13 protein-coding genes are annotated in these 13,207 nt (G+C 40.5%); 8 read left to right on the top strand and 5 right to left on the bottom strand.

Annotation, left to right across the window (positions count from 1 at the left end; genetic code table 11):
- Window positions 1-72: 72 nt before the first annotated feature.
- From RM049_RS21685 to RM049_RS21670, 4 genes are all read right to left on the bottom strand, one after another.
- On the bottom strand, window positions 73-1,074 hold the full coding sequence (locus tag RM049_RS21685) for an ABC transporter substrate-binding protein (RefSeq protein WP_322700542.1): 1,002 nt from the start codon (window positions 1,072-1,074) through the stop codon (window positions 73-75).
- Window positions 1,075-1,855: 781 nt separating this feature from the next.
- A complete protein-coding gene (locus tag RM049_RS21680) occupies window positions 1,856-2,752 on the bottom strand; it encodes an inositol oxygenase family protein (protein ID WP_322671909.1) in 897 nt (298 codons plus the stop codon).
- Between the two features lie 622 nt (window positions 2,753-3,374).
- Complete coding sequence (locus RM049_RS21675; RefSeq protein ID WP_322671908.1) at window positions 3,375-3,698, bottom strand: DUF1815 family protein; 324 nt, start codon at window positions 3,696-3,698, stop codon at window positions 3,375-3,377.
- A 136-nt stretch (window positions 3,699-3,834) separates the two neighbouring features.
- Window positions 3,835-4,320: a gluconokinase gene (locus RM049_RS21670; RefSeq protein WP_322705636.1), complete on the bottom strand. Its 486-nt coding sequence runs from the start codon at window positions 4,318-4,320 to the stop codon at window positions 3,835-3,837.
- Window positions 4,321-4,525: 205 nt separating this feature from the next.
- On the opposite strand from RM049_RS21670, the gene RM049_RS21665 reads away from it, so the two are divergent.
- The 6 genes from RM049_RS21665 to RM049_RS21640 all read left to right on the top strand — a co-directional run bounded on the left by RM049_RS21665 (window position 4,526) and on the right by RM049_RS21640 (window position 10,637).
- Window positions 4,526-5,557 (top strand): LacI family DNA-binding transcriptional regulator, encoded by a 1,032-nt coding sequence (locus RM049_RS21665; RefSeq protein WP_322671906.1) that lies wholly within the window; start codon window positions 4,526-4,528, stop codon window positions 5,555-5,557.
- A gap of 26 nt (window positions 5,558-5,583) precedes the next feature.
- Window positions 5,584-7,011, top strand: coding sequence for a glucuronate isomerase (uxaC, locus tag RM049_RS21660; RefSeq protein ID WP_322705635.1), 1,428 nt, complete (start codon window positions 5,584-5,586; stop codon window positions 7,009-7,011).
- A 66-nt stretch (window positions 7,012-7,077) separates the two neighbouring features.
- Window positions 7,078-7,905, top strand: coding sequence for an SDR family oxidoreductase (locus RM049_RS21655; RefSeq protein WP_322705634.1), 828 nt, complete (start codon window positions 7,078-7,080; stop codon window positions 7,903-7,905).
- A 2-nt stretch (window positions 7,906-7,907) separates the two neighbouring features.
- Window positions 7,908-9,191: a lactate racemase domain-containing protein gene (locus RM049_RS21650; RefSeq protein WP_322705633.1), complete on the top strand. Its 1,284-nt coding sequence runs from the start codon at window positions 7,908-7,910 to the stop codon at window positions 9,189-9,191.
- 158 nt (window positions 9,192-9,349) lie between these two features.
- The gene (gene tmk, locus RM049_RS21645; RefSeq protein ID WP_322705632.1) at window positions 9,350-9,985 is read left to right on the top strand and encodes a dTMP kinase; all 636 of its coding nucleotides are present in this window, start codon (window positions 9,350-9,352) and stop codon (window positions 9,983-9,985) included.
- 91 nt (window positions 9,986-10,076) lie between these two features.
- Window positions 10,077-10,637, top strand: a complete 561-nt coding sequence (locus RM049_RS21640) for a hypothetical protein (RefSeq protein WP_322705631.1) — start codon at window positions 10,077-10,079, stop codon at window positions 10,635-10,637.
- 264 nt (window positions 10,638-10,901) lie between these two features.
- On the opposite strand, the gene RM049_RS21635 is transcribed toward RM049_RS21640, so the two are convergent.
- Window positions 10,902-11,090, bottom strand: coding sequence for a hypothetical protein (locus RM049_RS21635; RefSeq protein WP_094353117.1), 189 nt, complete (start codon window positions 11,088-11,090; stop codon window positions 10,902-10,904).
- Between the two features lie 128 nt (window positions 11,091-11,218).
- Here RM049_RS21635 and RM049_RS21630 point away from each other — a divergent pair, with 128 nt between their 5' ends.
- Both RM049_RS21630 and RM049_RS21625 read left to right on the top strand, forming a co-directional pair.
- Window positions 11,219-11,596 (top strand): hypothetical protein, encoded by a 378-nt coding sequence (locus RM049_RS21630; protein ID WP_292718534.1) that lies wholly within the window; start codon window positions 11,219-11,221, stop codon window positions 11,594-11,596.
- A 516-nt stretch (window positions 11,597-12,112) separates the two neighbouring features.
- A complete protein-coding gene (locus RM049_RS21625) occupies window positions 12,113-13,198 on the top strand; it encodes a glycosyltransferase family 4 protein (RefSeq protein WP_322685564.1) in 1,086 nt (361 codons plus the stop codon).
- The last annotated feature ends 9 nt before the right edge of the window (window positions 13,199-13,207 follow it).

The following is a 13,207-nucleotide window of genomic DNA, read 5'->3' as shown; positions in this document are numbered from 1 at the left end:
ACGAATTACGTTAGCGTAGCGTTAGCGAGTCTTCGTTCGCTTTTAGCGTCTCGTAGAGAGCGTCATTACAAATTACCAGCCTTGATAGCTGCTGAGGTTCTCTCTAGTAACCAACTTGACTGGAATTAGAATCTCAGATGACTCAGGTTTTTTACCCTGAATGATATCGTTGCCAATCTGAACCGCTTTTTCAGCCATCCCTGCGGGATTTTGAGCCGCAGTTGCAGCAAATACACCATCCTTATCTTCCATTGCTTTGGTTGCATCTGGCGATCCGTCAACCCCAACAATAAAAAATTCATTGCGTCTTGCTTGTCTAGCTGCTAAATCTGCACCAACACCGCTTTGATCGTTCGTAGCAAAAACGGCATCAATTTTCGGAAAGGTTGTCAGCAAATCGCTCATGACTCTCAGTCCTCCATCCCTAGTCCCTTCAGCGTTTTGCTCTTTAGAGATGAGTTTAATATTCGGATATTTAGACAATGATTTCTCACAGCCACTCACTCGCTGATTGATTGAGTCCATTGGAGTACCGTTGAGGATGACTACACTACCTTGACCTTTGAGGCGATCGGCAATATATTGGCAAGCAACTTCACCAGCTTGGGTATTGTTGGAACTAATCATCGCATCCACATCTGCATCAACGGCTGAATCTAATGCAATCACAACCCTACCTGCAAGCCTTGCTTGGTCAATAACTGGTTTAACTCCTTTTTTATCAACAGCGCTGAGGATAATTAGGTCAGTATTTGCAGCCGTAAAATTTTCGATTTGATTGGTTTGTTGATTTAGGTCAAAGGCACTGGAAACTGCATTAACTCTGATATTCCCTCCGATTTTTTGGGCTTCTGTTTCGGCCCCCTTCTGCACAGCATTATAGAAAGGATTGCCTAAATCACCCAAAGCTACACCGATTGTTTGCAATTTTCTATTTGAAGTACTAAGACTCTCTGCACTGATATTAGTAGCCTTGTTAGTAGTATTAGTAGCAGTGTTGTCATTATGAGCGCCATTTGTACAACCAACAACCACAAAACCTAATATACCAGCTATGAGCAAAATTCTTTTCATATTCATCTATTTCTAACAACTGATTTAATTTGAGAAAGGCGATCGCAAGATAAACTAAGTCTTAAAAACTTAGACCTAACCTAGTGATACTACTAGCTTTTGCAATTTAAACTCCAAAGGTATTGGATTTGGAAGTAGTGGAGTTATTGCTATTAGTTTCACAAAACAAAATGGGTTATTTTTAAAGCAGAATTACGAACATTACACTACTTAAAATACTCACATTCTTTTGGTGAGATGACTTTGTAGTGCATAGCCTGAAAACAGCTTTTAAGTGAAAATTCCAAAAATTAGTATTATTAAAGTTGTCAATCTTTATTTATTTTGACTTTTTTCATTTTATCCCGATCCAGTGCAAAAATTATTTTTGTTTATCGAACTTTACAAATATAAAAGGTTTTAAATCTCTCGATAGAACCCAAAGTCTTTATTCCAAAGTATTTGGATAAGTTAGGCTATTCAATATTAGGATTGATGTTAAAAACGTTAACATTTCTCAATCAATCTTTTTCAGAAAAGATACTATTAGAGTAGAGAGCTTTTTGATTGTTAGTGCGAAATTTCGGAAAATGTAAACATCCTTTGGTTAGATTTTTAAAATCAACTTTCATCAGCTTGACAAGTGTATTTGTTTGTTATTGCTCTTCTTTCATATGCAGGCAATAAAAGAGTAAACAAGATGATATTTGTAAGCTTGATTAGGGATAAAAAAAGTTTGCATATCAATTCTTGTTCTTATTTTATCTCCCCAAAATAGAAGATTACAAATTCTTCTAGCAGTTTAAAACTTTAATGTTGTCGGTAAATATTTAGCCACCAAATCTTCATAGTATGGTTTTAATTTCTGCCAATCAGGAGGAATAGGGTTTTTGGAATACAAATCGTAGGGATTGAATAAACGTACCCATTTAAACATTTCTCGATCGTGTTTATCCATCAAATGCTCATAGGCATTTTCACGATGTTGAGGATAAAATGAGTGATAGCGAAGCATATACAATGCAGGTTCGGGCAAATAGTTTTTCATCATCTGATAAAAATACTCATCATGCCCCCATGATATATGTACATTACTTAATCCACAGTTAGGCTCGTAAATGCCATATTTAGTGTTGTAATCGGGGTTATTATAATCAAGATTTTCTTTAAAGAATTCTGAGAAAACAATTTTATTAGAAAATGCACAACCTACAGGATAAGTATCCCCTACGGTAGCCCATTGAGGTTCACCAAACAGACAAAGCACTTTCCCCATATCGTGAAAGAAGCCAGTAAGTACCATCCAGTCAGGATGACCATCAGCGCGAATCGCTTCTGATGTTTGCAATAGATGCTGTAACTGATCCATGTCTGTATCAGGATCGGAATCATCAACTAATTGATTCAAAAATTCGACCGCATCCCAAACAGACATTTCTTTTTTATCAAACTTTAAAAATTCTTTTTCTTTTTGAAGGACAAAATTATATGTTTGATTAATATGATTTAACCGATAAAACTCTTTTACCGTATATCTAATAGTAGTTTCGTAATTCCTGTACTCTTCGGTGGTTTTACCTTCTTTAACGATGTTATCTGGATTGGGATAGCGATTTAGTAAGTCTTCTTCCCATTCTTCTAGCGAACGTAAGGGATTGTTTTGAACTTGAGCAATGGCATTATTTAGAGTTTGAGACATATCTTCCTAGTTGTCGATATTGTATTTGTTAAATCGTACTTTCGCACTCTATTATGCACAGGTGTGCAAAACCTGTATTAGACTTATTTATTATTTTCGCACACGTGTGCAAAAATAGGTGTTAAGTTTCATTTCGTCTTTGCATACCTGTGCATAATTCAACCTGAGTTCGACAGACCTCTTCCTCCCAGCCTCCCTCTCCTTTTAGGAGAGGGAGGAGTAACAAGTAAGGAGGGTTTTTGCTCCCCTCTCCTGGTAGGAGAGGGGCTGGGGGAGAGGTCAAAATAGCACTCGTCGAACTCACGTTAATTTATTTCTTCCAGTGTTTTATCCAATCTGCTTGGATCGGAGTTAAGACGAAGCACTGATGCGATCGCTAATTAATTCTCAGAGACTTTGATGCCTTCTGGGTAGCGACAACCTTGTACCACAGCACCCAATCGCCCAGCGTCGGCATATTGCTACGCCTCTATAGCTGATTTTTGTGTTGGATAGATTTTTGAAAAGGCTTGTGTATACGCGTACACAAGCCTTTGATTATATATAAGCTTCTCTTTTGTTTTACACACGCGTGCAAAACCTCTGTTAATTTTTTATCGAACTCAGCCAAGGGAGTCGTTAACTATTTTATTAATTGTATGACAGTGGAATCCTTGACAATATTAGCCAACTCTTGTAGCTGGTTTATCGCTTCTGCACCCTCCAACTTCATTAATTCGCGATCGTCCCACAATTCCATCCAAGTAATTCCGTAATCAGACACTAAAAACCGAATTAGGTGCTTTTCTTTCAGGCTAACCATAAATGAAGCACTGTTCATTTGCTCGCCGCATGTATAACAAGACGCAGTATAGCCATGCCGCTCAAGTATAATTGTCAAGGCTTGCAGGTTCATTACCAAGTCTTGGACGAATTCCTGATGCTGTTGCGCTAATCTTATAAACACTACTTTTCTCCTACCATTACAGTTATCTGCTTGCTTTTATATTTTTTTAGACTTACATCTGATGTGATTTAGTTGCCAAAAATTCGTGTTTTCCTAGATACGTGATTAATCTTAATATTACGGTTGCACCACTCAGCTAAATTTCTAAAGCAGTTCTAATGTTTTGGACAATTATCTGGGGTGGCTGTGCAACATCCATAGATAGAGTATCTACTGGTTCTTCAAGTGTATAAAACTGACTATTGAGTAGTTTTTCACTCATGTAATGATTGCTACGCTCTTTTAAACGCATTTGAATCAACTCGTAAGATCCTTTGAGGTAAACTAACTTGATGCGATCGCTATCCACTACCAAAAATTGCCGATAGCTATTTTTTAAAGCCGAACACGCCAGCACTACATTTTTATTTTCTTGCAACCAATGCTTGATGGCTGTTTGCAAATCTTGTAACCAAGGTATTCTGTCCTCTTCACTCAGAGGGATACCGCGCCGCATTTTCTCAACATTTTCTGGCGAGTGGAAAGTATCAGCGTCGCTAAATTCCCATTCTAAGGAGTTTGCTAGTAGTTTTCCGATGGTGGTTTTTCCCGAACCAGATACACCCATGACGATAATAATCATTTTTTTCTTAATAAAAGTTCAACTAATTCGGAATTTGTAATTTGTAACTTGTAGTTGTAATCATTGACGGAGGTGAGAGTGAGGATTTTTAACTCCTTGCCACGCAAAATGTGAGTTGTATTCAAATCTCTTGACAAATGACGATTATTTTCTATAATACATACAAATGCACACGTGTGCAATATTTAAAACCTAAAATAAAATAATGAATAAACGAAGAATTTCAATTGAAGATATTGCCCGCAGAGCAGGGGTTTCTCATTCTACAGTTTCACGCGCTTTGCGAGATAATGCTCTCATTAGCCCGAAAGTGCGAGAAGAAATTAAGCGACTGGCAGAGGAGATGAGTTATGTGCCAAATGCTATTGCTCAAAGCTTGCAAAATAAACGTACTAATACTATTGGTGTAGTAGTAACTTCAATTTCAGATCCCTTTTACGCTGAGGTGGTAGAGGGAATCGAGAAGATAGCCAAACCAGCAGGTTTGAGTGTTTTGTTGAGTGCTTCACACCGAGATTTTGAGGAGGAAATGGCAGCTATTGATACTTTTCATCGCCGCAGGGTAGACGGGATTTTAATAGCTGACTCGCGAATTAGTAAACAGCATACTAAACAACTCACACAAATTGCTGTACCAACAGTTCTAATTAATAGTCAAACTGAAGACCAATCAGAAATATTTCATTCAGTTGCAATAGACGATCGCTTAGGTGCTAAATTAGCGACAGAGCATCTAATTAGTTTAGGACACACGGCTATTGGTTATTTGGGTGTAGGCGATCGCAGCAGATCGAACCAGCAGCGCCTAGAAGGATATCAAATGGCCCTTGCAGAAGCTGGTATCCCACAAAATACTGATTGGGTTTCAATTAGTGACGAATATAATACCAGAACCAGCGACGTAAACACCGGACAAAATATGCTATCTAAACTATTGACTGCGGAAGTTACAGGCATATTTTGTTACAACGATATGGTGGCAGTTGGCGCTCTGTTAGCTTGCCAAGAATTAGGTATTTTAGTACCGCGAAATTTAAGCCTCGTTGGATTTGATGGTATTGCTTTGGGCGGTTACGTTACGCCGCCGCTGACCACAATTAGTCAGCCAATGTTGGAAATTGGTGGCTATGCCATGCAAATGTTACTCGATTTAATAGAAGAAAAAACTGTGGAAAACCTCGTTTTATCTCCTTTTCTACTAGAGCGTGGTAGTAGTGCAGCATTATTAACAATTTAAAATTTAAAACAATTTATACAAAAATTATGTTAACTAAAAAACTGGGTTTATCTCCCGATCGCTGCTTTTCTCCTGAACCAGTTCAAAGACGATTAGCTCATCAATTTTTTGACAGTATATCTGCGTTACCTCTAGTTTGCCCACACGGACACGTAGATCCAGCTTTGTTAGCTAATCCGGCAGCCCGTTTTGGTTCGCCCACGGAATTACTGATTATCCCTGACCACTACCTTTTGCGGATGCTCTATAGTCGGGGCGTATCTCTGCAATCTTTGGGCATACCAAGCAATGATGGTTCGCCAGCAGAAACCGACCACCGTAAAATCTGGCAATTGTTCGCCGACCATTTTTATCTATTCCAAGGTACTCCGTCAGGGTTGTGGCTGAAAGAGGAACTAACTAACGTCTTTGGGGTGGATGAACCTTTAAATTCTCACAATGCCGGACGTATCTATGATTATCTGGAAGGTTTGTTAGCCTCACCGGAGTTTTCCCCTCGTGCTTTATTCAAACGCTTTAACATCGAAGTGCTTTGTACTACCGATGCCGCCAGTGATAACCTAGAGAATCAGCGATCGCTCCACGAAGAAGGTTTTACTCAAATTAGACCAACTTTTCGCCCTGATGCAGTAGTTAACCTGGATGCTCCTGGTTGGCGCGAAAATCTTTCCAAGTTGGAAAGCACTATTGGTAGAGAAATTAACACTTATGCCAATTTTGTAGAAGCTTTAGAAGAACGTCGAGCTTTCTTTAAAAAAATGGGTGCGACAGCTACCGATCAAGGTGCAGCTACACCTTATACCACACGCCTTTCTGACCAAGAAGCTGAAGCTATCTTTGCGAGAGCATTAGCCAGTAAGCTGAATTTAGGTGATGTAGAACATTTTACCGGTCATATCTTCATGGAAATGGCGCGGATGAGTGTGGAAGATGGGTTAGTGATGCAAATGCATTGTGGTGTGATGCGTAATCATAACCCAGCTTTATTTGAGAAATTTGGAGCTGATAAAGGTGCTGATATTCCCGTAAAAATCGAATGGACTCACAATCTACGCCCATTGTTATCAGCTTACGGTAGCGATCGCCGCTTCCATTTAATCATTTTTGGTATGGATGAAAGCACTTATAGCCGCGAGATGGCTCCGTTAGCTGGTTATTATCCCAGTGTATTGCTCGGCCCGCCTTGGTGGTTTCACGACAGCGTAAATGGTATGGAGCGTTATTTCAATCAGGTTATAGAAACTGCGGGAATTTATAATACTGCTGGATTTAATGATGATACACGGGCTTTTGTTTCGATTCCGGCTCGTCACAATGTTTGGCAGCGGGTAGCTTGTAATTGGTTGGCTGGATTGGTCGCACGGGGATTGGTTGAGGAAGAGGAAGGGTATGGTATGGCTCGTGCTTTGGCTTATGACCTCGCTAAGGTTGCTTATAAGTTTGAGGGGAGTTGAAACGCAAAGGGGCGCGAAGGGAAGCGCAGAGGTACGCAGAGAATTTTACTAAGTGGGGGAATCATTTTGATTTTAAGTAAACTTTTTAGTTTGAAGGAGCGGGTTGCGGTAGTTACGGGTGGTTCTGGTGTGCTTGGTGGGGCTATGGCAAAGGGTTTGGCTCTGGCTGGAGCGCGAGTGGTGGTTTTGGGTCGCAATGGAGTCAGGGCGGGGGCGGTGGTGGCTGAGATTACTGCTAACGGTGGAGAAAGTATGGCTGCGATCGCAGATGTTAGCGATCGCTCTCAATTAGAAATCGCTAGGGATGTTATTATACAGCGCTGGGGTGAAATAGATATCTTGGTAAATATGGCTGGCGGTAATATTCCGGCTGCCACAATTACTGCTGATGGGAATATTTTTGAGATGCCACATACAGCTTTTGAGGAAGTAGTTAGCCTCAATTTAGTTGGCACTCTCCTACCTTGTCAGGTTTTTGGTCAAGCAATGGTGGAAAGAAGTCAACCCCACGGTTGCATTGTAAATATTTCTTCTATGTCTGCTATCCGAGCGATTAGCCGCGTGGTTGGTTACTCAGCTGCGAAAGCGGGAATAGATAACTTTACTCGTTGGCTAGCCGTAGAACTCGCCCAAAAGTATGGTGATGGAATGCGAGTAAATGCGATCGCACCAGGTTTTTTTATTGGGGAACAAAATCGAGATTTACTCTTAAATTCTGATGGTAGTTTGACCGAACGCGGACAAAAAATTATTGACCATACTCCCGCCGGACGTTTCGGGAAACCAGATGAATTACTCAGCACCTTAATCTGGTTATGTAGTTCTGGTTCTAGTTTCGTCAACGGGGTAGTTGTGCCGGTAGATGGTGGATTTAGTATCTACAGTGGAGTTTAATAATGTATTCACTGGCTGTAAATAATGGGACACTTTCAAATGAGCAAGTTTCCGAGCTAGTTCATCAAGCTTTCGCAAACCCTAAATTTGATGGACAGCGCATCTTGGTGTTAATTCCAGATAGTACCCGTACTGCTCCCATCCCGCAAATGTTTCGATTGCTGCATCAGGAGTTGGGTAAGAGGGTAGCGGCTCTGGATTTTTTAATTGCTCTGGGTACACATAATCCGATGAGTGAAGAACAAATCAATCACTTGGTAGGAGTAACGCCACAGGAGCGAGAGACAACTTTTAAAAAAATTCGCATATTTAACCATCTGTGGAATGAGCCAGATACTTTTATTTCTTGTGGAGTAATTTCGGCAGATGAAATAGCAGAAATTAGCAGTGGAATGCTACATCAATCAGTTGACGTGCGGATTAATAAGCTGGTAACAGAATTCGATTTGCTCGTGATTTGCGGCCCAGTTTTTCCCCATGAAGTTGTCGGTTTTTCTGGTGGAAATAAATATTTTTTTCCTGGTATTGGTGGTCAAGAAGTAATTAATCTCTCACACTGGTTAGGTGCTTTAATTACTTGTTACGAAATTATTGGTACGCTGGGAATCACACCAGTCCGGCGTTTGATTAACCGAGCCGCTAACCTGATTTCTACCCCAAAGCTTTGTTTGGCGATGGTGGTCGCACCGAAAACCAATCAGCTAGCTGGACTTTATATAGATAAACCAGAGTCAGCTTGGGAAGCTGCTGCAAAACTATCAGCTAAACTGCATATTAAATATGTAGATCGGCCTTTTAAACAAGTGCTTTCAGTCATGCCCCAAATGTATGATGACATTTGGACAGCAGCAAAAGGAATGTACAAGCTAGAGCCAGTATTAGCTGACGGAGGCGAAGTAATTATATATGCGCCTCATATTACCGAGTTTAGCTATACACACGGCGAAATTTTATCCCAAATTGGCTATCATGTGCGGGATTACTTTCTCAAACAGTGGCATAAATTCCAAGAGTATCCTGCTGGAGTGCTGGCCCATAGTACTCACTTAAAAGGGATGGGTACTTTTGATCCGATAAAAGGAGAACAAGCGCGAATTCGCGTGACTTTAGCTACTGGCATTTCTGCTGAACGCTGTGCTGCTCATAACTTAAACTATCGCGATCCGGCAACTATTCAACCCACCCAATGGGCTAACCGAGAGGATGAAGGCATATTACTTGTGCCGAAAGCTGGCGAGATCCTGTACCGTTTAAGTGACAGTAATTTTCAGGTAACTAAATCGTAGTTTTTGAGACGCGATAAATCGCCGTCTCTACAGGTGTTTTGGTCTTATCTGAACTGTATTGAATCATAAACTGCGATCGCAGGTTAATTTTACACTTCGCGCTATTCTTGATCTGATGAAACGTCAGCGAATCAGTTTATAGCAGCGAACAAAAAAGCATGGGTGGGAAATTAATTGTATTTGAAGGGGTGGAAGGCTGTGGCAAAACAAGCCAAATGCAGCTTTGTTCTGAGTGGTTGGAAAGTCTCGGTGTTTCTGTGGTGGTAACTCGCGAACCGGGGGGAACAGAGTTAGGTGTACATCTTCGCCGCTTGCTACTAGAAAAGGCAGAGGACAAGCCAGTTGCAGAAGTGACAGAACTTTTGTTGTATGCTGCTGACCGATCGCAACACGTTGAACAAGAACTTAAACCAAATCTCGCAGTTGGGAAATATATTTTATGCGATCGCTACACTGACTCTACCATTGCCTACCAAGGATATGGTCGCGGTCTGAATATGAGTTTAATCAATCAGCTTAATAATATTGCCACTGGTGGTTTAGAAAGCGATCTAACTATTTGGTTAGATGTCGATGTCGAAGTGGGACTGTCCCGCAAACGGGGAGATGGAGTCGGACTAGACCGCATTGAACAGGAGACAATCGCTTTTCATCGGCGCGTTCAGCAAGGATACGCACATTTAGCAGCATCCCATCCCTCACGAATTGTGCGGGTAGATGGCAGCTTGAGTAAGGAAGCTGTACAACAGGTAATTCAAGGAATTTTACGCGTACATCTGCACTTGGTGAGGTAGGCAAAAATAAACTTCAAAGTTTTTAATGAGAGTTTGGGCAAACTAGATATGGAGAAAAATCTAGTTAATACAAGGCAAGTAGTAAGAAATAATGTATTGTAATCATCTGGATTATATCAAAAGTGTCACTGACAAAGGTGATGACAGAGAGTGGGCATATCCTAACTATCCTATTGGAGCTTACTTTCAGTTGAACTTTAAAAGACGTGAAAGTACAACAGTAGTAGAATCTCACGCCCGTAAATTACCAAAAGGATCTCTTATCATCCTTTCTCAAGTACCGCATGAATCCAAAAAAGATACCGCAGGAGATCAAAAAAAAATACCAGATGGACGCAAAAAGAGATACCTAACACACGTAGTTGAACTGGTGAATGAAGGAAGTGAAGATGAACCTCAATGGGAAAAGCATCCGTGGGGGATTTTTCGATGGGTTAAGGTTCATTGGATTGCTGATTTAAGGGATTGCTCTGCTGATTTGAGGAATTGGGACAGTATTCCTGTTGATTGGGAGGTAATGCGAGCCAGATGGGGTTGGTATGACACTTGTGCTAAATCGTTGTCTGGTGACAAGTTAATGGAAAAGTGGTGTACTATCGATCAATTAAGAGAACACTTAAAAAAAGAATTAAATTTGGAAGCCATCAAATAATTTGGAAACCTCAGAACCCAGCACGGTGAACTGGGAATCTAAAAGCCCTATCACCGCGATTGTGGACGCGCCTCGTAGGCATTTTGACCCCAAACTCTACAACCGCCCTATCCCTACCCAAAAGGTAGGGATTTTTAGCATTTTCGGTTATTTCAAAAAGTGGTCTTTTTGACTGATTTTTTTAAACCAGCTGCAATAGACTTCAGTTAATTAAAAATCTCATTTTTTTGAAAAGTTGCTGTACTAAACTCCAACAAATTTTCACTACTTCCCTTTTTTCTCATCCAGTGCTTTCTGAATAGCTTCTCTGCAAAACTCAGGAGGGTCATCTTGTGCCTTCACCTCTTCCTTCATTTTTTCGGTGACACGAAAATTAAGATTTTGTGTTAGCGGTTCTTCTCTATCAGACTTAAGTGGTTTTAAATTTTCTGGATTACCTTTAGGGTTAGGCATTGTTGAGAGATGTAAATATAGCTTGAACGATACGTGAACATATAGATAGAGTTTTATATCGGTGGTGTTCGCGTCTGTCAAAACAGTTCACCACCGATACCACTTTTACAAATGGGTAATTCTATTTTATGTTCACAAGGTCAGAACTCGAAATCAAAACTACTGCTGAGTTGAGAGACTTATGTAGGCGTTACGGATTGAAGCCTACCGGGAATGGAGGGTACAAAACTAGTTGGATTGTTACCTTGATGGCATTCCCACAGATAGCACTCTCGCAATTAAGGCAAGGAAAAGGTTTAAAATCACCAGGTTTTAGTGTTATTCAATTCCTCGAAGGAGTCGTAGATGAGATGAACTCCCCCACTGATGAACAAGCGGCACTAATTCGGATAACTTTAGAGCGCAAGGCTATGAGTTACCCTGACCGATACGACCAAGAGAGTTTACTAAACTTGCACAAAGCGAAGATGCACCTTGAGATGGCGATCGGACTGCTAAATCAGTAAATCAGTTTACAAGCCGAAAGTAATTAGTCCCTAGCAACCTAAAGCTGGGGACTTTTTTATATCCTATATACTCAAAGGGTTTGCTGTCGCTATTAACCTTTATGCGTACATTTACTTATCAAGTTTTTTCCTGATTCTTTAAGTATTCTGGCTCCTGAATTCAGAAGGACTGAATTCTTACGACAAGGGATGCAGAGATTTTTCACATAATATCAGCATTTATCTGAGATTTTGACGATTTTAGAAATTTTTTTATTATCAGTAAAATATATATTTAAGATTGTCCAAAATCATCAAAACTTCATCATTCAGAGTGTATTTACCTCTTGAGGAGTGTGTAATTTCCGTACTAGGATAGATGAAAAATATAGAAGTAAAAGCTTAGGATTTAAAGATAATTGTTAATAAGTTTAGTATCTGAAGTTAATTTCTGATGCAAAGTGAATCAATAAAAAGCACTACAACAACAGAAAGAACAAACTTCTAATTCAAGTTTTATTTGTTAGGAGGTTTATGATGCGAATTGCTCAAGTAGCTCCACTGTGGGAAAGAGTTCCACCTCCAGCTTATGGTGGCATAGAGTTAGTAGTAGGGTTACTGACTGATGAATTAGTCCGGCGCGGACACGAAGTAACTTTATTTGCATCGGGAGATTCGATTAGTCTGGCAAAACTAATTTCAGTTCATCCCCGCTCTCTCAGACTCGATCGCACAATCAAAGATTACAGCATTTACGAGATGCTGAATCTAGCTTCGGTATATGAACGTGCAGAAGAGTTTGATATTATTCACTCCCATATTGGTCATGGGGCACTGTCTTATGCAAATCTAGTAAAAACTCCTACAGTTCACACGTTGCACGGTACTTTTACCCCTGACAACGAAAAGATGTTTAGTTTTGGTAAAAAACAACCCTATATCAGTATTTCCAATTCCCAACGAGAACCAAGATTAGGGTTGAACTGTATAGCAACGGTTTACAACGGGATTGATGTTAGCAGTTATGAGTTTCACTCCCAACCAGAAGATCCTCCTTACCTAGCATTTTTAGGTCGGATGTCTCCAGACAAGGGAGTGCATTTAGCCATAGAAATTGCAAAACTTGCTGGTTGGCATTTAAAAATGGCGGGTAAGGTGGATGTCGTTGATGTGGAATACTTTGAGAAGGAAATCAAACCACATATTGACGGCGAGCAAATTGAGTATTTAGGTGAAGCCAACCACGAGCAAAAAAATGCTCTAATGGGAGGTGCAGTAGCAACTCTGTTCCCCATCACTTGGCGGGAACCCTTTGGATTGGTGATGGTAGAGTCAATGGCTTCCGGTACGCCAGTGATTGCGATGAAATTGGGTTCTACTGAAGAGGTAATTTCCCACGGTAAGACGGGTTTCCTCTGCAATAATATTCAAGAGTGCATCAGTGCGATCGATCGGGTAACAGAGTTAGACCGCTATGCCTGTCGCCAACATGTCGAAAATCTTTTTAGCGTTGAGCACATGACTGATGGCTATGAGGCGGTTTATCAACAGATAATAGCAGAACGATTTTCTCAGAATGGGCGTTTCCGTAGTTTGCTTAGTTTAGGTAGCAGCCAAATTTAAATATGGTAT

Source organism: Nostoc sp. DedQUE04 (assembly GCF_034530995.1).
In the GTDB taxonomy this organism is placed as follows: domain Bacteria; phylum Cyanobacteriota; class Cyanobacteriia; order Cyanobacteriales; family Nostocaceae; genus Nostoc.
The sequence above is the reverse complement of the archived record's forward strand: the minus strand, read 5'-3'. Positions and strand labels throughout refer to the sequence as shown.

Excerpts from the sequence above, each read along its gene's own strand:
- RM049_RS21685 (WP_322700542.1), bottom strand. The coding sequence starts at position 1,074 with ATGAAAAGAATTTTGCTCATAGCTGGTATATTAGGTTTTGTGGTTGTT.
- RM049_RS21680 (WP_322671909.1), bottom strand. The coding sequence starts at position 2,752 with ATGTCTCAAACTCTAAATAATGCCATTGCTCAAGTTCAAAACAATCCC.
- RM049_RS21670 (WP_322705636.1), bottom strand. The coding sequence starts at position 4,320 with ATGATTATTATCGTCATGGGTGTATCTGGTTCGGGAAAAACCACCATC.
- RM049_RS21665 (WP_322671906.1), top strand. The coding sequence starts at position 4,526 with ATGAATAAACGAAGAATTTCAATTGAAGATATTGCCCGCAGAGCAGGG.
- uxaC (WP_322705635.1), top strand. The coding sequence starts at position 5,584 with ATGTTAACTAAAAAACTGGGTTTATCTCCCGATCGCTGCTTTTCTCCT.
- RM049_RS21650 (WP_322705633.1), top strand. The coding sequence starts at position 7,908 with ATGTATTCACTGGCTGTAAATAATGGGACACTTTCAAATGAGCAAGTT.
- tmk (WP_322705632.1), top strand. The coding sequence starts at position 9,350 with ATGGGTGGGAAATTAATTGTATTTGAAGGGGTGGAAGGCTGTGGCAAA.
- RM049_RS21640 (WP_322705631.1), top strand. The coding sequence starts at position 10,077 with ATGTATTGTAATCATCTGGATTATATCAAAAGTGTCACTGACAAAGGT.
- RM049_RS21635 (WP_094353117.1), bottom strand. The coding sequence starts at position 11,090 with ATGCCTAACCCTAAAGGTAATCCAGAAAATTTAAAACCACTTAAGTCT.
- RM049_RS21630 (WP_292718534.1), top strand. The coding sequence starts at position 11,219 with ATGTTCACAAGGTCAGAACTCGAAATCAAAACTACTGCTGAGTTGAGA.
- RM049_RS21625 (WP_322685564.1), top strand. The coding sequence starts at position 12,113 with ATGCGAATTGCTCAAGTAGCTCCACTGTGGGAAAGAGTTCCACCTCCA.